16 protein-coding genes are annotated in these 17,413 nt (G+C 35.1%); 5 read left to right on the top strand and 11 right to left on the bottom strand.

Annotated elements, in window-relative coordinates:
- The first annotated feature begins 160 nt into the window (after positions 1–160).
- Positions 161–1,288, top strand: a complete 1,128-nt coding sequence (locus tag ACMGGO_RS15980; RefSeq protein WP_281216762.1) for an acyltransferase — start codon at positions 161–163, stop codon at positions 1,286–1,288.
- Positions 1,289–2,045: 757 nt separating this feature from the next.
- On the opposite strand, the gene ACMGGO_RS15985 is transcribed toward ACMGGO_RS15980, so the two are convergent.
- The gene (locus ACMGGO_RS15985) at positions 2,046–4,517 is read right to left on the bottom strand and encodes an S-layer homology domain-containing protein (protein ID WP_420282045.1); all 2,472 of its coding nucleotides are present in this window, start codon (positions 4,515–4,517) and stop codon (positions 2,046–2,048) included.
- A 676-nt stretch (positions 4,518–5,193) separates the two neighbouring features.
- Entirely contained in the window at positions 5,194–5,730 is a 537-nt protein-coding gene (locus tag ACMGGO_RS15990) for a TetR/AcrR family transcriptional regulator (RefSeq protein WP_048391146.1), read from the bottom strand.
- A gap of 133 nt (positions 5,731–5,863) precedes the next feature.
- On the opposite strand from ACMGGO_RS15990, the gene ACMGGO_RS15995 reads away from it, so the two are divergent.
- Positions 5,864–6,604: an SDR family oxidoreductase gene (locus ACMGGO_RS15995; protein WP_420282046.1), complete on the top strand. Its 741-nt coding sequence runs from the start codon at positions 5,864–5,866 to the stop codon at positions 6,602–6,604.
- 93 nt (positions 6,605–6,697) lie between these two features.
- On the opposite strand, the gene ACMGGO_RS16000 is transcribed toward ACMGGO_RS15995, so the two are convergent.
- The 4 genes from ACMGGO_RS16000 to ACMGGO_RS16015 form a co-directional block, all read right to left on the bottom strand.
- The gene (locus tag ACMGGO_RS16000; protein WP_048391149.1) at positions 6,698–7,009 is read right to left on the bottom strand and encodes a cupin domain-containing protein; all 312 of its coding nucleotides are present in this window, start codon (positions 7,007–7,009) and stop codon (positions 6,698–6,700) included.
- A 41-nt stretch (positions 7,010–7,050) separates the two neighbouring features.
- Positions 7,051–8,037 carry an ABC transporter substrate-binding protein gene (locus ACMGGO_RS16005; RefSeq protein WP_103117685.1) on the bottom strand — a complete coding sequence of 329 codons (987 nt, stop codon included), beginning with the start codon at positions 8,035–8,037 and terminating at the stop codon, positions 7,051–7,053.
- Positions 8,038–8,119: 82 nt separating this feature from the next.
- Positions 8,120–8,947: a helix-turn-helix transcriptional regulator gene (locus tag ACMGGO_RS16010; protein ID WP_048391153.1), complete on the bottom strand. Its 828-nt coding sequence runs from the start codon at positions 8,945–8,947 to the stop codon at positions 8,120–8,122.
- Positions 8,948–9,212: 265 nt separating this feature from the next.
- Positions 9,213–9,482, bottom strand: coding sequence for an opine metallophore biosynthesis dehydrogenase (locus tag ACMGGO_RS16015; protein WP_305210566.1), 270 nt, complete (start codon positions 9,480–9,482; stop codon positions 9,213–9,215).
- 72 nt (positions 9,483–9,554) lie between these two features.
- On the opposite strand from ACMGGO_RS16015, the gene ACMGGO_RS16020 reads away from it, so the two are divergent.
- A complete protein-coding gene (locus tag ACMGGO_RS16020) occupies positions 9,555–10,175 on the top strand; it encodes a flavin reductase (RefSeq protein WP_420282047.1) in 621 nt (206 codons plus the stop codon).
- Positions 10,176–10,364: 189 nt separating this feature from the next.
- Here ACMGGO_RS16020 and ACMGGO_RS16025 read toward each other — a convergent pair whose 3' ends face one another.
- The 5 genes from ACMGGO_RS16025 to ACMGGO_RS16045 form a co-directional block, all read right to left on the bottom strand.
- Positions 10,365–11,306: an alpha/beta fold hydrolase gene (locus ACMGGO_RS16025; RefSeq protein WP_420282330.1), complete on the bottom strand. Its 942-nt coding sequence runs from the start codon at positions 11,304–11,306 to the stop codon at positions 10,365–10,367.
- 274 nt (positions 11,307–11,580) lie between these two features.
- Positions 11,581–12,513, bottom strand: coding sequence for an EamA family transporter (locus tag ACMGGO_RS16030; RefSeq protein ID WP_054550654.1), 933 nt, complete (start codon positions 12,511–12,513; stop codon positions 11,581–11,583).
- A 385-nt stretch (positions 12,514–12,898) separates the two neighbouring features.
- Entirely contained in the window at positions 12,899–13,108 is a 210-nt protein-coding gene (locus tag ACMGGO_RS16035; protein WP_048391161.1) for a hypothetical protein, read from the bottom strand.
- 226 nt (positions 13,109–13,334) lie between these two features.
- Entirely contained in the window at positions 13,335–13,988 is a 654-nt protein-coding gene (locus ACMGGO_RS16040; protein ID WP_066036648.1) for an MBL fold metallo-hydrolase, read from the bottom strand.
- Positions 13,989–14,017: 29 nt separating this feature from the next.
- On the bottom strand, positions 14,018–14,941 hold the full coding sequence (locus ACMGGO_RS16045; protein WP_066036647.1) for a DMT family transporter: 924 nt from the start codon (positions 14,939–14,941) through the stop codon (positions 14,018–14,020).
- Between the two features lie 113 nt (positions 14,942–15,054).
- On the opposite strand from ACMGGO_RS16045, the gene ACMGGO_RS16050 reads away from it, so the two are divergent.
- Positions 15,055–16,473, top strand: a complete 1,419-nt coding sequence (locus tag ACMGGO_RS16050) for a PLP-dependent aminotransferase family protein (protein ID WP_259949955.1) — start codon at positions 15,055–15,057, stop codon at positions 16,471–16,473.
- A gap of 431 nt (positions 16,474–16,904) precedes the next feature.
- Entirely contained in the window at positions 16,905–17,375 is a 471-nt protein-coding gene (gene yiaA, locus ACMGGO_RS16055) for an inner membrane protein YiaA (RefSeq protein WP_048391167.1), read from the top strand.
- The last annotated feature ends 38 nt before the right edge of the window (positions 17,376–17,413 follow it).

The raw sequence follows: 17,413 nt of genomic DNA on the forward strand, positions 1-17,413 counted from the left end.
AAAAGCGCTTTATAGTAGCTCATGAACAACCCACTTGTTTCCTTTAGACAAATTTAGGCAACAAAGCTTGTCTAAATTTGTACTAACAAGCATACCAATAGAGTATGTAGGCAGTATTCCGGGAATTCAATACTATAATTAATACTTTGGAGATGATCGTATGAAGCGAGCACATATTAATGAATTAGCTATTACACGGGCTTTAGCCATTCTAGCTGTTCTTCTTATTCATTCTACTAGTACACCTGTAACGGCTTTATCTAGTGACTCAAAATTATATCCATTTTATGTATTTTTCAATATCTCCCCTAAATTCGCTGTCCCTGCTTTTATTTTTTTAAGTGGCTTTGTATTATTTTACAATTATATACAAAAGGATTTAACAAAGGAGCTTATCATTCATTTTTATAAAAAAAGAGTGACCCAAATACTCATTCCTTATCTCTTTTTTTCTATTTTTTATTATGCAGCAATGCAATTTTATGTGACACATGATTTAGTAGACACATGGCGTTCTCTATTTAGTATCGAATTTCTAGAAAAACTTTTATTAGGCAAAGCGTATACGCATCTATACTATATTTTTATTATTGTTCAATTCTATCTTATGTTCCCATTATTCCTATATATTTTAAAGAAAAAACCAGCACTATCTCCTTATTTAATTTGGATTGGGTTCGTTCTTCAATGGGTCTTTATTCTATTAAACGCTGAGTTATGGCAGTATCCCTATAGAGGGAGTATCGCTTTTTCCTATCTCTTTTATTTCTTAGCAGGGGCATTTTTAGGAATTTATTTTGAAAAATACAAAGGATGGCTTCAACTAAAAAAAGAAAATTTTCCTATCAAGATACTTTTTGTGTGGTGTATTTGGCTAATTTCTACTATATATAATGTTTATTTATATTACTTTGTTTATACATCACAAACCTATATAGTGAACAGCACAATATTTGAGCTAGTTTTTCAGCTACAATCTTTAACAGCCTGTATTGTCTTATTACAGCTTTCTTTCTGGATCTATGATAAATGGAACCATGCTTTTGTAAATGGCTTAATCAATCTAGGAACAGTATCATTTGGCGTCTATCTATTGCATCCATTTTTCCTTTTCCTTTATAGACAATTAAGTACTGGTGGTAATAGTATTCTGTATCATCTTTGGAGCATTGGGGGCTTTATCTTTGCACTCTTCGTTCCATGGATGGTCGTGCTATTGATGGGCAGATTCTTTAAGTACCATTGGATTGCCTTTGGTCCTATCCCGAGTAAATTCCCTTACAAATAGCCGTTCATTATGCACAGCCAGTCGTCGATTTGTTTCCGTCAACTGGCTGTGTATATTTAGTTGAGAACCTGTTATTTTGTGCTTACCGTTACTGAAATACTAATGTTTCTTCTGAGGTGCATTATTAAATAAGAAGAAACTAATTAAAAAGGCCCTGTGGAAATCTACCAAGGGGTTTCATAGTGTTAAAAAACAATCAATAAAATTTTTGTAAAAAGTGAAAATGAATTTCCGTTGCAGGCTACTTACTTTCCTGTGGGCGAGCGCCGAATTGCTTCCTCCGATACCACTCCGTTTAGCGTTTTGCCTGTCTTGCTATCCCACGGGAGTCAAGTAGCCCTCCCCTCCCCCACAAAAGTGTTACCTTATTAGCAAAGGTTTGCAAATAAAGTGAAGGTTTTATGAAGAGGTGTTATCACGCATCACTTCTCTACATTGAAAATAAAAACCTATCCTTTTTCTAATCATGCAAATCATGGGCTATTTTGATCACTACTGCTAGTATGAAAAATAAGGAAAAAACACTTTTGCAGAATGGTTGATTGGAGTGGAGCCAGCGTCACTCCTAGGGGATTTAGCGTCTCAGAGGAGACCCTGGAGCGAACACAGCGGCTCATCGGACGCCCCCTGGAAAGGACCGCTGGCGGAACGGAAATCAACCTCTCGCAGGTCTTTCTCTCCTATTAGCATGATCCATATTTAAACACTAAAAAAGCCCTGTGGAAATCTCCACAGGGCTTTTCAATGAACGATTTAATTATTTTGCAATAGAACCGTCTTTTACTTTGTTGTTATTAGCATCAACTAGGTTTGTTGATTTGAATTCAACTACAATGCTGTCAGTTAATGCATAGTCAGCTTTAGTTGTCGCAGTAAGTTTACCACCAGCTACTGTAATAGAAGCAAGTTCTACAGTCGATCCTGCAATTTTAACAGTAACACCTGTTGGAGCAGCTTGATCAGCAATATTTTCAGAGAAATCTACTGTAAATGTTTTGCTATCTACTGCAGTTACTTTAGTAGCAACAGGAACAATATTTTCTTTAAGTGCTACTTGAGTTGTCACTTTTCCACCTTTAAGCGTGTTACCTTTTGTATCTACTACATTGCTAGCTTCAAGTACATAATTACCATTAGCTGTGATAGAACCTTCTGGTAAAGTGAATCTTACTTTCTTAGTACCATCTACAAACTGAAGTTGCGTACCTGCAGGAAGTTCTTTTCCTCCAAGTGTGTAGTTAGCAGCATTTGTAGCTGTTGCAGTCACATCTTTAGCATACTCAACTGTGAATACGTTATTGTCAGTTACAACAACTGGAGTAGCGCCGAATACTAATGAATCTGTTGGTGTTTCAGGTGTAGCTTCAAATACGCCTGTTGTTACATTGAAAGTAACAGTATCAGCAGTTACATTGCCAGCTAAATCTGTTACTGCTTTAGCAGATAACTCGAAAGTGTATGTTGAATTGCTATCTAGATCAATGTCAACTTTTACAGTGTTTTTCTCTGCACCCTCGATTTTACCGTTACCATCTACATCGAAACCTGCATCTGCTTTTACTGCTGTTTCTTTTCCAGTAGTGTAAGCAATACCATTTTGTGTTTTAACAGTTAATTTTCCTTCTACTTTTACTGGCTCACTAAAAGTAAGGTATAATGCATCAACGTCTGTAGTAGCATTTACATCATCAGCTACTAACATTTTAGTAGCAGCAGAAACAAGTGTAGCAGGTGTTAAATCTTTTGAAAGAATAGCATTGAACTCAAATGCATCACCTGCATTACCAGCTAAATCTTTTTGTCCTTCTACTTTAATGTTTGTATTAATGAATGTAGCTGTACCTAAAGCAGATTTAGCATCAATAGTAAATACAGTTTTATCCTCTGTATCTTTAATATCAGCATCTGTTAAATAGAATACAGTTGATCCTACTGTTACTTTTGCATATTCTTTAGTCTCTGCATCTGTATTAAGATTTTGTTTCATTAATTCTTCAGAGAAATCAAACGTAATTTCTGTACCATTCACTGCTGTAGAAACAGTTGGTTTTGAATTATCAACGTCTGCTTTCAAAACTGTGAAGTTAACTGCGATAGGATTTGCGATATTATTAGCGAAGTCAGTTGCACCAACAATGTCTACTTTGTAAGATTGTTCTGCTGTTAATCCAGTAATTGTTAATTTCTTACCAGATAAAGTATAGCGCTCTTTTGATAGTTCTGTACCATTTAAGCTGATTGTTCCTTCACTTTGTACTGGCTCGTCGAAAGTGATAACAGCTGTAGTACCTTTAGCTTCTACAGAATTAACGCTTACAGGAGTCGTATCTGCAAATGTGATTAATTTGTTGAACTCTTCAGTTAGAACTTTAGCATCTGCTTTTGTTTTAATTGGTTTTACAGTTACTTTACCATTTGTTAATTTTACTTCTTTATCAGTTGTTAACGTAACTGTCATACCGTCTTCAGATACTACTGCGTTAGTGATTGCTACACCTTCAACAGCATATTTTGTTGTGATTGCTGCATCTTTTGCATCAACAGCTGTGTTGAATTTCACTTCAAGTTCTTTTGCATTAAGCCCTTTTACAGCTTCTACAGCTGGTGTTACTTCTTGAACTGCATCAATCGTACGTTTTACCATTGTAGCGAATTCTTCGCGGCTAATTTTATCTTGTGGTGCTAATAAAGAGCCTTTACCATTGATTACACCATTTTCTACAGCTGTTTCTAAGTAAGATACAGCCCATTTAGAAGCTTTAGAAGCATCTGCAAATTGGCTAAGATCTGCTTTACCTGTTAATTGGTAGCCTTGAACGATGACTTTAGCAGCTTGTTCTCTTGTTAATTGAGCTTTTGGCTCAAATTTACCATTGCCCATACCATCAAATAATTCTGGTGAAGTTGCAAGTACTGCATTATAGAACCAATCATTTTCACTAACATCAGAAAAATCTTCAGTACCAGTAGCTTTTAAATCTAATGCTTTTGATAAAATTTCAGCCGCTTCTGCACGAGTAAGTGTACCAGCTGGGTTGAAGTTTCCTTTTTCATCGCCTTGGATGTAGCCTTTATCAGTTAAAAATTGAACAGCTTCTTTTGCCCAAGATGAAATGCTAGCTGCATCTTGAAATTCCGCAGCTGATGCTACTGGTACGATTGCTGATGCTACAAGTGCTGCTGTAGCTGTAGTTGCGAAAAATTTACGACCTTTGTTTTGTTTTGTCATAGTATATTCCTCCAGAATTTTAATAAATTATATTATTCTGTGAGAACAATATTATCGCGCTATTTAATTATAAAATTATAAAAATATGTATAAATCGTTCCCACAAATAATAATTCAACCAATTATATGTAAAGCAATCTTCTAAATTTTTCATGATTAAATATCCCAATCAAACTGTAATTTGCTTTACAAGACAATAATATAACTTCATTACCAATAAATAAACGCTAAAAATAAGGTAATTTTAATACTGCATTGGTTATATAGGGAATCTTTTCATAAAAAATTTCTATAATTTAGAAATACTATAACCTTTAACGGCAAAAGTAGCTGTTTCAATTAAATTTACAAATAATTCCTTTTTTAATCTAATCCGATTTCATTATTTTTTCGATATAATGATATACTGAATCATAAATTTTTATCCTTCTGAAATTACATCTACGATTCTATTATCCATTTATGCCTCGTTAGAAATATTCAATTGAGTATCTGAATGCTTTGATTGCAAATTCTTCATTTACCCCATTATCCTATCTCCCCTATAGAAATAGATTGCCTTAGCTGAATCTAATAATAAAAAGAAACGGATTGGGGAAATACTTATTTCCCAATCCGTTTTATAATTTTGATCATAAAAGCACAACAAGCAGTACTTACTTTGAAAGATCAAGACTTAATGAGATCTACTAACAACAGACCAAACCTGTTCAAACAAATGTAGATGGTCCCCCTGATTCCACCGTTCAGCAAAATAAGGATTATGGAAGTAAGTAAAAGCTACAATAACTGCCATCCCCTTATTTTCCCAACCACTAATTTCTTCAACTTTTTTAGCAAGATGCTGGAGATGATCTTTAATTAAATCTTTATTTGTTTCTATATAATTTGTATACAACAGAAACATTTTTTGATGATTTTGATACAGATTTCTTTTTGTGACATGAAGAAGCCATAGCCAATCATGTAAAGCGATTTCCGCATCAACGCCTTTTTTAGGACTCCATTCAAACAAATCTTTAGAAGTATTATCCAACCACTTAAGGGCAAGCTTTTGGAGCAAATCATCCTTATTCTTATAGTGTTTATAAAGCGCAGCATGTGTTACGCCTAGCATCTTTGCAATATCTGATAATGTTGTTTTATTTATACCTTTGCTTAAAATAATTGCTTCAGCCGTAGAAAAAATCTTCTCTTCTGAAAGAATAGCCATTAAATATACTCCTTTCGCTTCTCATAGTTACATTTTGTTGACAATGTAACTATAACATGTGTAATATACAATAACAAAGTTACAAAATTAAAAAATTGTAACTTTTAATAACAGGTTATGGAGGATGAATTTTATGGTGAAAGAAATGTATAAACGTGTTGCTTTGGTATTAGGCGGATCTGGAGGGATAGGACGTACTGTTGTAGCAAAATTAGCACAAGAAGGTTATGCAGTTGGCGTTCACTTTTCTTCAAGTGAATCAAAGGCTAACGAATTAGTTGAAGAAATATTAGCTGATAAAGGACATGCTATAAGTGTGGGAGGTGATGTAGCAAATGAAATAGAAATGAGTATGGCTTTTGATCAAGTAGAAAACGCTTTTGGTGGTATAGATGTCGTGATAAATACAGCAGGAATCATGTTACTTAGTCCAATTGCAGATTTGAATTTAAATGATTTAGATAAAATGCATCGCACAAACATCAGAGGTACATTTGTTATCTCACAATTAGCTGCACAACGAGTAAGGAGAGGTGGCTCCATAATTAATTTCTCTACCTCTGTTACTCGTAGCCAATTTCCAAACTATGGTGCTTATGTAGCAAGTAAAGCAGCTGTTGAATCTATTTCAATGATTCTAGCTCGTGAATTAAGAGGAAAAGATATAACTGTTAATGCAATAGCTCCTGGACCAACGGCAACACCTTTGTTCTTCCATGGAAAAGATGAAAAACAGATTCATAATTTAGCAAATGCTGTACCATTAGAAAGACTAGGGGAACCTAGAGATATTTCAGAAGTTGTTTCTTTTTTAGCAGGTCCCGCACGTTGGGTAAATGGACAAGCAATCTTCGTAAATGGTGGTTTAGCTTAATAACGAACTGTTCCCAAGGTAAATACCCCTTTAGATTAATCTAAAGGGGTAAGATAAAAAATCATTTATCTTTTTTTGTTATTCTGGTAATGCCTACATGACCTTAGGCTCCACAAGCATAATATGGCATTCCTTTTCAGCAAAGGGCATGTGTTCCGCTCCTCCAGGAACAATAAACATCTCACCTTTGGATATTTTCACCTGACCATCCCGAAAAGCAATAAACATCTCCCCTTCGAGCACAATAAATACCTTATCAGCCCCTTGATGTTCATGCCATATAAAATCTCCAGCAATCTTCACCACTTTGAATTGAAAATCGTGTATTTCACCAATAATTTTCGGTGACCAAAGCTCCTTTAATTCGGATAATTTCTCATTTATATTGATAACTTGATCTTGCATATTCATCTCTCCTTATTTACTTTTGGAAAAGTTTTTTCCTATTATTCGTCCTTTTGTAAGGCTTCTGTTATATTTTGCAAAGCGTACTCGATAGCTAATGGACCTCCAGTAATAGCGGAAGTATCCATTAAATGAATATTATCTTTTTTTACGGCATTCATATTATTCCAGACATTGCTTTGATTTAACTCACTCATTAATGCTTCCTTTTTTGTAATATCACCGATAAGGAAAATATGGTCTGCTTGAATAGTTGAGATGCCTTCAAATGCAGCGAATTGATTATTATTCCCCTTAAATGTATGATCTGGTGTTAGACCCAAGCCCTTTTCTTTATCGAAAGCAAGTGTATAAACAGGGTTATCTTCACCAAGAACATTAAACGTTTTTCCGTCCCAAGACAAAATAAGCGCTACAGACTCTCCTTGAATTGACTTTAATGCTTCACGTCCTGTTGAGATATCTTTCATCATTTTATCAATTACTTTTTCCGCCTCATCGTCTTTTCCGATAATCTCGGCTACTGTACGAAGTCCATATTGCCAGTCTTCGTAGATGTCCTGTGATTGCAACGTAATGACTGGGGCGATTTTTTCTAGGGATTCATACAATTTTTCATGATGTTCTGTTGCTAAAATATAATCAGGACCAATCGATAGCGTTTTTTCAATACTAGGAGACAATTTATCGCCTAATTCCTCTGTTGAATCTAGCTTACCGTTTAAATAAGACAAAGTGGATAAATATTCTTTATCAGTAGAAGCTGCAGGTGGCTCACCTAATGCAACTAAAATTTCAGGGTAAAAATACCATAATGAAACAATTTTTTCTGGTTCTTTCTCGATGACAAATTCTTTACCTAGGGCGTCTTTAATGGTTCTAGGCCAAGCAGTTTCTTCTACATTAACTGCTGATGAAGATATGTCTCCTGTAGTTAACCCCTTATTTTCAGCAGGCGATTTATGACAACCTCCCAATATACCTGCTAGTAGTAGCATTAAAAATAGCAGTCCTTTAATCTTTTGCATTGAAATTCCTCCAACATAAAATCTCTGATATACACTTAGTATAGTAAAGTCATGTTTGGCGGAGAATGGAAGCTTGGTGAACTTAGCATGGATTATTGATGAACTTATCTCGATATTCAGTAGGAGAGATACCATATTGCTTCTTGAATACTCTACTAAAATAAAAGGGATCAGTAATTCCCACCGTTTCTGCAATTTGTTGTACAGGCACATCACTTGTAAATAGCATTTTTTGAGCCATGTTTATACGATAGTTTAATAAATATTCTGCTGGACCCATCCCTGCATGCTTTCTAAATATATAGGATAGTCGATTTCGATTAACGTTATATTGTTCGGCAAGAGAGGTAATGGAAAGGCTTTGATAATAGTTTTCATGAATATAAGTAGTTATTCGTTCGAATAGAGTGTGAGACGCACAGCTATTTTGTCGATTAGCCACACATAATAATGCTTCATTCAGTACATCACGGAATAGCATTTCTGTCTGAAACATTGATATACCTCCACGCTGATTATATACATGCCATAGACGCATAATTAACTCGATTAGACGAGGAGATTGTCCTATCGGTAATTCAAAATGCTGATGTGAAAAACTTGTCTCTGCTAAATTCTCCGTACATATCCTGTACAAAACCAGAATATATTCCCAATTTGCATCATCAAAATTTTTTTGATTTAGTTTCATCTTCGCTCCCCCGTGTACAACTTTTCCTGGAGAAAAGATGTAAGGGGTGCCATTAAATTGAAATTCTATTTTTCCAGAAAGGGGAAAAACAAATCCTGGAAAAGAATCTGTATAATCCGCGGAAGGTACACCTGTATTTCTAGAATATCGATAGATTCCTTTTACTTGGAAAGGAGTGTTTGCTAAATGCTCTGCAAGCTGATTTACGTCGATTTTCATACTTATATACCTCATTTCAATAATAATTTGTTTGGAAAACCAATATTTGTCATACAGCAAACTGCACGTACCACAATAAGTTACTGCTTTTTCAAGGTGTAGTCCTCGGTAGTTGGGTTGAATTATAGTTTTCATCTTATTCATTACCAAAAATATAAAAAGGTAGGGATGACGGCTCTCGCCTATCCCTACCTTATCGATAACGATTATCATTGTCAATTAAGTTGAAGCCTCCCTCTTATACCCAAAGATCCATCAACCTCACTCATTTCATTTCTCTATCTTTTATCCTCTTCCTAAAAGCAATTTCTTGCAAATCATCTCCTATTTCTTGTGAAAAGGATTTTATTTGGAAGGCTTCTGAAAGCCTTTGATTCTCAGATAAAGCTACTACTTGTAACAATTTTTCTTCATAAGTTTGTACAAAATGATCAAGCGTCGGACTGGTTACTTTCAGGACTTTCGCAATAGGGAGACTTGAAACTATACCTTTGCTCAACATTATAGATTGAAGTATCAATTTTGTAATCAACACTTCGATGAACGTCGAAATGTTTATATTTTACAATGAGTCTGACAGTGAAAACATTTATGGGAGGAACCAAAAATGAAAATAATGAAACAAATGCCAAATACCAAAATAATAAATCCTAAAATTTTATATTATGGATTTCCTGTAATTTTACTAAGTACGTTAAATGAGGATGGAACAGTAAATATTAGCCCTTTATCTTCTTCTTGGGTATTAGGAGATTGCATTATCTTAGGGATTGGTCTTGGAGGAAAGGCAATTGAAAACTTAGAACATCATCCTGAATGTGTCATAAATATCCCAGACCCCTCTATCTGGGAAAACGTGGAACAGTTAGCTCCTTACACAGGAAAAAATCCAGTTCCAGATTTTAAGAAACAGATCGGTTTTACATTTAGAAAAGAGAAATGTGATATTAGTTGCTTAACACCTATTGGGTCTACAACGGTTATTCCTACTCGAATTATGGAGTGTCCTATTCAAATCGAAGCAAAGGTAAAACATATACGTATTCCAGATTATTCTCCTAATTTTGCTATCGTTGAGACCCAAACGACACAAGTACATGCCCACGAAGAAATAATTATTGACGAAAATCATATTGATCCAAATAAATGGAGTCCACTAATTTATAATTTTCGTCATTATTTTGGTTTGGGTAGCAGCCTTGGAAATAACTTCCGCTCTGAGATCTAAACATTGGGATTAAAACATATGGTTCACAAAAAAAGACCAGGTTCTCATTTGAGCGCCTGGTTATTTGTTAATAATTAGGTCTATAATAATATGCTTGCTGCTCATACGCACTAAATACTTCACTATTAAGCAATACAATAATTAAATCTGTTTTTTCCATTTAGAAATGAAAAATCTTTCTTAGAACATTCACTTTATCTCTTTCATAAATTCTCTAAAGTCTTCAACGATTTCTTTTGCTTTTGTACGATATAAGAAATGATCCCCTTCAAATGTCTTCACTTTCCCATGGACAGAATTAGCTATTTGTTTTTTATGCTCTGGTACCCATCTGTCCGTTACTGGATGCTTCTCTTGTATAAACAAAATAACTGGAAGATTTTTAGGGAACATTAAACTTTCAGCCGCTTTAAAGTTAGCATACATCATTTCAGCTTCATTTAACTGGCTGAGATTATACATATTTTTGTGCTTAAGAATTTTCAGTTGTTCTTTTGTTTTCTCATCATAGGGTAGTTCGACATATGGGTCATCACTAAGCTTCACCTGCAATCTAGCTAAACCTGATTTTTTTAGTAGTTTTAAAGTAGTTATTACTGAAGGTTCAATCTTTCTTTCACTTATTGTCGGAACACTACTATCCAGCCCGACAAATGCACTTACTTCGTTTGGATATTTGTTCACATAATCCAATCCGTAAAGGCCTGAAATGGAGTGACCCATTAGAATATAACGCTCAATTTGAAGGCGCTGTAATGCTTCATGGATTTCACTAACAATATTCTCGGTGCTTCTTTCTTTTTCGGTAAGAGCACTTAATCCATAACCAAAAGGCTCAATGACCACAACCTTGTAAAATGGAGATAATTCATCTACTAGTAGTTGAAAATCAAGTGCTGGTGCTGCTGTTCCATAACCAGGTAAGAGTACGACGGTTTCTTCTCCTTCTCCCTGGATAAGGACATTCATTTTTTTCCCCTCTACGGTGACAGACTGACCATAAGTTTCTAGTTTTCCTTGCTCCATTTTGCTACAAACAATATCAACAAGGAAAACAACCGCTAATAAAAGTAATATGGCTATAATTAAACCTACTACTATTCTACTTATAAAGGTTATCGTTTTTTTCATTATTTTGGCACGAGGGTATAGAACAGCAAGCGATAACTGTGTTTTCCTTTCTTCTCGTGCCACACCTCCCTTTCATACTTTCTTCTCCCTATCAATCTATCTCGGCTACTTTCATAAACCGCTAAGGATAGCTTATACAATGAAGGTGTACTGCCTATGACAACAATATGAACAGCGTATGAACAAAAAAATAGTACGTCATTAAATAAATACAGAAATGACCTAATGATTCTTTTGCTATGACATTGCTTAATTGACATGAAAAAAAGGATCTTCAAATCGAAGATCCTTTTGCTACTTTGTCAGATTTTCTGTATTTAGCTTTTACATTTTTTAATAATCCATCTTTATCAAGCAAAGTTGGTAAACTGATACCGATAACGATTATGACAATACCTGCTATTTGCAAAGTTGTAACCGTTTCGCTTAAGAGGATAACTGATACCATCACCGCGATTGGCAATTCAACAGCACTCAATATGGATGACATACCTAATCCCACTTTAGGCACTGCAATTGTGAATAAGAAAACTGGTATAATCATGCCAAATAACCCCAATGCTAAACCATAAATCCACAGTCCTTCGTTAAACAAAGTGCCATTCCAAATAATTTCTGGAGACTGAAAAGCCGCAGTCGTCATGAAAGCGAAGAAAGAAACCAATACTAAGCGATTAGAGGTTGTCATACTTGCGGTTGTCTTTCCGTTTACATATAAAAATAAGGAGTAACAAAGAGCAGCTGCTAAACCCCATAACCACCCTTGAAAAGGTATTTGAGACAAATCAACATCAATTATGCCTGCAGCTGGTATGGTTCCAGCTACTAATATAATTAAAGAGATGAATTCAATTCTACTTGGAAATTGCCGTTTTGTGATACAAGAAATCAGCATACCAATCCATGTAAATTGGAACAGTAATACTACTGCCAAGGAAGCAGGCAAAAAGTTTAAAGAATGACCATATAAAATATTTGTTAACCCTGTTAACATGCCTGCAAACAGAAGGATTTTAACGCCTTTAAAGCTAAAATTTGATCTATTTGTAACTAAGGAAATACATACTGCTATACAAAAGCCGATGAAAAACTGACTTGTAACTGCCTCAGATACAGAAAAGCCACTACGCATTGCCAGTTTTATAATAGTTGAAACGATACCAAAACTACTAGCTGCAATCACTACTAATAGGGGATAAAGGTACATCTTGATTATTCACTTCCCTCTCAAAACTTGTCTATTGATGAAATTTTGTTTATGATTTTGAGATGTCGAAAAAAATCATAATCTCCAATATATATCACAGATTGTTATTTTACAATCTTTTTTTCGTTAATAATGAATCCTCTCGTAGAGGAAAACCTAATTTTTAAAAATGATAAAAAAGCCAAAACCCACATGTATCAAGGGTTTGGCTTTTATCTTTGTATTTCATTAATAAAGAATGTTAAATTGAATGTTTTTTCTCAATTTCCTTCAGCATAAATTTTATACTGTAATAATCCAATCAAAAAAACACCCCCCTCTATAAAGAACATAGAAGTGAGATGTTTTTAATGTTCACTAATAGTATTAGAATGGCCGCAAACGTTTAACGTGACTCTTTTGGCGGTTGGCATACATCACATTTTCGTTGGTTTTTATTTTTAAATTTCGTAAATGTTTTTTCAAAGTTAGTACCACATGCACATTTAAATAGTAGCTTTTGAGAAAAACCATGGTATTCAGTCGTTAGCAACTTACTTTCTGAATTGTTCTCAACAAATTTCTGAATTTCACCAATCGTCCAACGTTTATTCATTTCCTTACACCTCCATATTTAATCGTTCCGCGGAGGCTTTTCTTGGCATCCGTTAAAAAAAGAGCTTAAGTATCTTAAGTGCCTCATTATAACATGAGCTGGCTCACAATAAAACAGAAGTTTTACAAGCGTTGGAGGGCTGTACTCTTGCCTGTTACGGTTCGAGCGAGCCTCTAAACATTTGGTTTTCTAAGGAAATTTCATCTTTAATCATTATTTTTAAGATTCAAAGCTTTTGAATCTGCTCTTTAATATCCACCGTGCATAATCCTCCGTGATAACAAATCACCGATTCAATGTCTAGGTCTACATATTTTTTTAAAGATTGTTGAGCAACCTCTATATCTAAAGTGGTTGGAACATGTATCCCTCCCAATATACCATTTACACTATACATCGAATCGCCGGCAACAAGCGTTTTACTTTGCTTCAAATATAAACTAATATGGCCAGGCGTATGTCCTGGCGTATGGATAACTCGTATTCCCCCACAATATGGTAGTTCTTGACCGTCTTTCAAGGTCTCATCCACTTTCCCCTTGGGTGGATTCTCTATGTGCCCGTCTTTCAAAAGCGGTAAATCCCCTTGAATATAAGGCTTATCTAGTTTATGCGCATAAATTTTTATATGACTACCGCAATTTTGCAATATTTCAGGAAGACTGCCTATATGATCGATATCCTGATGTGTCAAAATCACAACTTTTAATTGGTTGAACGACACGCCTACATCTTCCATTGCCTTACGTAAATCTTCCATTTGACCTGAACATCCAGTATCAATTAAAACAGCCATCTCCTGATCCCATAAAAGCGTTGGATGAATGAAGGCTCCGTTAAATTTAAGCTCCAGAATCTCTACTCCCCTAGAAATTTTCATCATTTCTTCCCCTTTATGATTAGATTTTATTATTCTTTTACATCCTGAAGAACAGTCCTCTTCCGCCAAAGCAACTCTCTCAATGTTTCAAAATTGACTAGAATCGTTCCAACAATAATCGTCAGCGTACCTATTCCTGTTAACCACGAAATATATTCATGATAGAAGGTAACACCTAATATAACGGCAATTACTGGTGAGATATACAGCCATGTGGACGGAAAAACAGGATTTGTTCGTGACACAAGCCAATAATAAATGCTGTGACCAATCATTGAACCAAAAATAATCAAATAAAAAAGAGAACCAATTGAAGCTGGACTTAAAAGATAATGAAGCTGAATGTTCTCAGTAAAAAGTGACAAAATGATTAATAAAATCCCTCCATGCATCATTTGTGCTGCATTTAAAGCAATTGGAGATGTTGTTCCAAATTTTTGGATGACATGCTTCGTATAAATTGTTCCAGATGCATAGAAAACTTCACCTAAAATAATAGCGAAACAACCAACCATCCAGAAGGGACTAATCTCAATTGCAAAACTAGGTAAGATTAAGAACGTAACACCAATGACTCCGACAACACAACCAATAAATGATTTTCGGTCTCCTTTTTGCTTCAATATAAATGTCTGAATAACAATAATCATCATTGGACCTGTAGCAGATAAGACAGCTGCGATTCCAGATGTCACATACTGTTCTGCCCAATATAATGTGGCAAACGTTCCAAAGGTTAAGGCCACTCCTGTAAAAAACATTTCTTTTCGAAATAATAACCGGATTGTCGTTTTTTCGCGCCAAACCATAAAACTAAATAGTAGTAAACCGGCAATGAAAAAACGAAGACCAGCTGATAAAAACGGAGGAACTCCTGCATCAACACCAACTTTAATTGCTAAAAATGTTGTCCCAAAAATCAAACACATAAAGAAATAATTAATCATTACCATATCAAACTCCTCCTCTTTTTCTATCATAAAAGAAGTAGGATAGAACAGATTAAAAAGGATAGAACAGATCAATTTGGTTCGTGGTACAATCGGTTTGAATAGGAGGAATCGATGTGGGCAAAGCAAATCAAAATGAAGATTATCTTTTTAAGAAAGTCTATGATGATGTACTGCACCGAATAGAGCGTAAAGAATGGAAAGAACATGAAAAGCTTCCCTCCGTCCGGCAATTAGCATCTGAAATGAATGTCCATCGGCTAACGGTATTAAAAGCTTATCAACTATTAAAACAGCATGACAAAGTTTATGTAAAAGATAAATCAGGCTATTTTGTCCAATCAATTGTAACAAAATATATTGAATGTTTAGATCAGGACAATCCCATTGTTTCAGCATACGTAAAAAAAAATCATTTATCCGAAATCCATCAGCCATCTGTTTCCTATCATTTTTCTCAGGCATTGATTGATCCTAATCTTTTGCCTAATCACTATTTTTCAAATTACGTGAAGGAAGTGTTTGACCTATATCCGAAAGTACTGGCAACCTACTCAACGGTACAGGGTGATTTAGAGCTACGTGAGACACTGACCCAATATTTTATCAACCACTATAAAACACATTTGAGTCCAGATGAACTGTTAATAACATCTGGCTCACAGCAAGCCATTCACTTAATTGCTCAAGCTTTTATTAAGCCAAGAGACGTCGTTTTATTTGAACGTCCAAGCTATAGTGCTGCGATTGATATTTTTAAAGCACAAGGAGCACAGATAGTTACGGTGGATATCCACCCTGAGGGCTACGATTTAGAACAGGTCGAATACTATATTAAAAAATACAAGCCACGCCTATTTTATCTCAACCCTACCTTCCATAATCCAACTGGTTATACGATTTCTGTCGAGCAGCGCAAAAGATTAGTGGAATTAGCTGAGCACTATCGGTTTCTAATAATAGAAGACGATGCCTATCACGACATTTATTTTGACCAAGCCCCACCACCTCCAATTTATACATTTGATAGTGTTGGGACAGTCATTTATATCCGAAGCTTTTGCAAATACATCTCTCCTGGTTTGAGAATTGCAACTGTTATTTGTCCATCATCATTAATGAAATCACTATTAACAGAAAAATCGCTAGCTGATAATGGCTCACCACTTCTCAATCAAAAAATTTTTCTCCATTACTTCTCCTCACTAAGATTGCAACAACATTTGGAGAAAATCCGAATTGCCCTACAGATTCGAAAGGAAATTATGGAGGAAGAACTAGCTGTAACAGGCTGGCGATGGAACAGTCCAAAAGGCGGTCTAAATTTATGGGTACAGCTCCCAGACGATCTTCCAACTGAATTATTATTATCTAGAAGCATCGAACAATCGATCTCCTTTGTGCCAGGTCAAGTTTGTGATCCATTAAAACAACTATCCTCCTGGATACGTTTAAGCTATTCCTATGCAAATGAAAAACAGCTAAGAGAAGGAGTAAAAAAGTTGGTTACAGTGGCGCAATCACTTTCTAAGTGATCGGACTAGCGATTTAATTTCATCTATAAACGGTGGTATTCACAGCTTTTTCGACCATTTCAATTATTTTTTCATCGGTGGCACAAATCGTAATAAGCGGTAGACATAGCAATAACAGGCAGACATATACACCTAACATATTCAGCTGTTTATTTGAATAATATGAAAAAAAGTTATACATCTAGCTCTTATCTGTTCAAAAGAATTACAGCAAATCACAGCAAAAAATTGTTCTCGGTGTAGAACACATTTTTACCAAGGAATGATAAGAGTGCCTTCAGATTTGAGAAAGCCATATTAACTCTATATTCCAGTAAAAATAACAGCCAAATTATTATTGAAGAGCGAGATTTAGAAAAATTTCTATTCTCATAACCTCCCTGTAGAATGATAGAATGTTTTTATACAGTGATAGAAGGAGGAGAAAGATATTGTCTAATCAAAATGAGTCTTCATTAGATAAGGAAAAGCAGCCTAATCCGAAAGTTAAAGTAGAAAGAAAAGAGGGGGAACCAACTGCTGCTTTCAAGGGGGCTTCCTGGGGCGCATTGTTAGTAGGTGTTACGGCATATTTTATAGGCTTGTTTAATGCAACGATGCAACTAAACGAAAAAGGATATTACCTAGCTGTTTTAATATTTGGACTCTATTCAGCAATATCCTTACAAAAAGCAGTAAGAGATAAAGAAGAGGGAATACCAGTTACTAGTATTTATTATGGTATTAGCTGGGTTGCACTTATTGTATCTATTTCATTAATGGGCATTGGGTTATATAATGCTGGAAGTATTGTTTTAAGCGAAAAAGGGTTCTATGGTATGTCATTTGTTCTAAGTTTATTTGCATCCATCACGGTTCAAAAGAATATTAGAGACACACAGAGAGCTAGAGAAAGAGATTGAGTTACTGAAAGAGTCGAGAAGTTCATTCTCGATTCCTT

The sequence above is a fragment of the Lysinibacillus sp. BNK-21 genome (assembly GCF_048684915.1).
Classification (GTDB): Bacteria; Bacillota; Bacilli; order Bacillales_A; family Planococcaceae; genus Lysinibacillus; species Lysinibacillus capsici.

Coding starts and splice junctions, on each gene's coding strand:
- ACMGGO_RS15980 (WP_281216762.1), top strand. CDS start 161: ATGAAGCGAGCACATATTAATGAATTAGCTATTACACGGGCTTTAGCC.
- ACMGGO_RS15985 (WP_420282045.1), bottom strand. CDS start 4,517: ATGACAAAACAAAACAAAGGTCGTAAATTTTTCGCAACTACAGCTACA.
- ACMGGO_RS15990 (WP_048391146.1), bottom strand. CDS start 5,730: ATGGCTATTCTTTCAGAAGAGAAGATTTTTTCTACGGCTGAAGCAATT.
- ACMGGO_RS15995 (WP_420282046.1), top strand. CDS start 5,864: ATGGTGAAAGAAATGTATAAACGTGTTGCTTTGGTATTAGGCGGATCT.
- ACMGGO_RS16000 (WP_048391149.1), bottom strand. CDS start 7,009: ATGCAAGATCAAGTTATCAATATAAATGAGAAATTATCCGAATTAAAG.
- ACMGGO_RS16005 (WP_103117685.1), bottom strand. CDS start 8,037: ATGCAAAAGATTAAAGGACTGCTATTTTTAATGCTACTACTAGCAGGT.
- ACMGGO_RS16010 (WP_048391153.1), bottom strand. CDS start 8,947: ATGAAAATCGACGTAAATCAGCTTGCAGAGCATTTAGCAAACACTCCT.
- ACMGGO_RS16020 (WP_420282047.1), top strand. CDS start 9,555: ATGAAAATAATGAAACAAATGCCAAATACCAAAATAATAAATCCTAAA.
- ACMGGO_RS16025 (WP_420282330.1), bottom strand. CDS start 11,306: ATGAAAAAAACGATAACCTTTATAAGTAGAATAGTAGTAGGTTTAATT.
- ACMGGO_RS16030 (WP_054550654.1), bottom strand. CDS start 12,513: ATGTACCTTTATCCCCTATTAGTAGTGATTGCAGCTAGTAGTTTTGGT.
- ACMGGO_RS16035 (WP_048391161.1), bottom strand. CDS start 13,108: ATGAATAAACGTTGGACGATTGGTGAAATTCAGAAATTTGTTGAGAAC.
- ACMGGO_RS16040 (WP_066036648.1), bottom strand. CDS start 13,988: ATGAAAATTTCTAGGGGAGTAGAGATTCTGGAGCTTAAATTTAACGGA.
- ACMGGO_RS16045 (WP_066036647.1), bottom strand. CDS start 14,941: ATGGTAATGATTAATTATTTCTTTATGTGTTTGATTTTTGGGACAACA.